2 protein-coding genes are annotated in these 564 nt (G+C 60.3%); both read left to right on the plus strand.

The genetic code is table 11. The features are described from left to right. On the plus strand, window positions 1-380 hold a 380-nt coding region (locus tag NFJ07_RS25610), incomplete at its 5' end, for a hypothetical protein (RefSeq protein WP_269998916.1). A 1-nt stretch (window position 381) separates the two neighbouring features. After that, window positions 382-564 (plus strand): hypothetical protein (locus NFJ07_RS25615; protein ID WP_269998918.1); only part of this gene is annotated, 183 nt, incomplete at its 3' end.

The raw sequence follows: 564 nt of genomic DNA on the forward strand, positions 1-564 counted from the left end.
TGCTCGGCTCTGCGTTCGACAGCATGCAGGCTCAGGGCTTCCCGGTTTACAGTCCAGAGGTGGCTACTGAGCGCCTGCGGCCTTTGCTGCAAGCTGGTGAGCTGTTCTGGTTCGTCGGTCCTACGTGGATCGGATTGGTCGGGCAGTGTGAGGACTGGCATAGCCCAACTCGCACGCTGGCTGAGGAAATCGTAGGCCCACGGTTCGGCACCATGGACCTTGAGGACTACCTGAACGCGATGCACTCACTCGCGACCCAAATCCACGCAACGGACTTCCAAGTCGGAATGCTTGCGAATCCTCGCAAACAGGCCATGCTGCGGTTTCTGACGAGCCTCGGCATGGAACACACAACCTCAATCGTCAAACGGAGTATCTGATATGGGCAGTGGCAAGAAAGTATTCAAGACCGTGGCCGACGTTGGCTCGCTTGGCATGAACAAGCTGGTCCCCGGTGGCTGGGCTGCGCCGGTAGAGAACGCCTTGGCGGGCAACGCCTCGCCTCTGGACGGCTTCACTGGTGCTGCAACGGCGCGTGCTGCTGAGACGCAAGCCAAGGCCAGC

The sequence above is a fragment of the Arthrobacter sp. B2a2-09 genome (assembly GCF_027587375.1).
GTDB lineage: Bacteria > Actinomycetota > Actinomycetes > Actinomycetales > Micrococcaceae > Arthrobacter.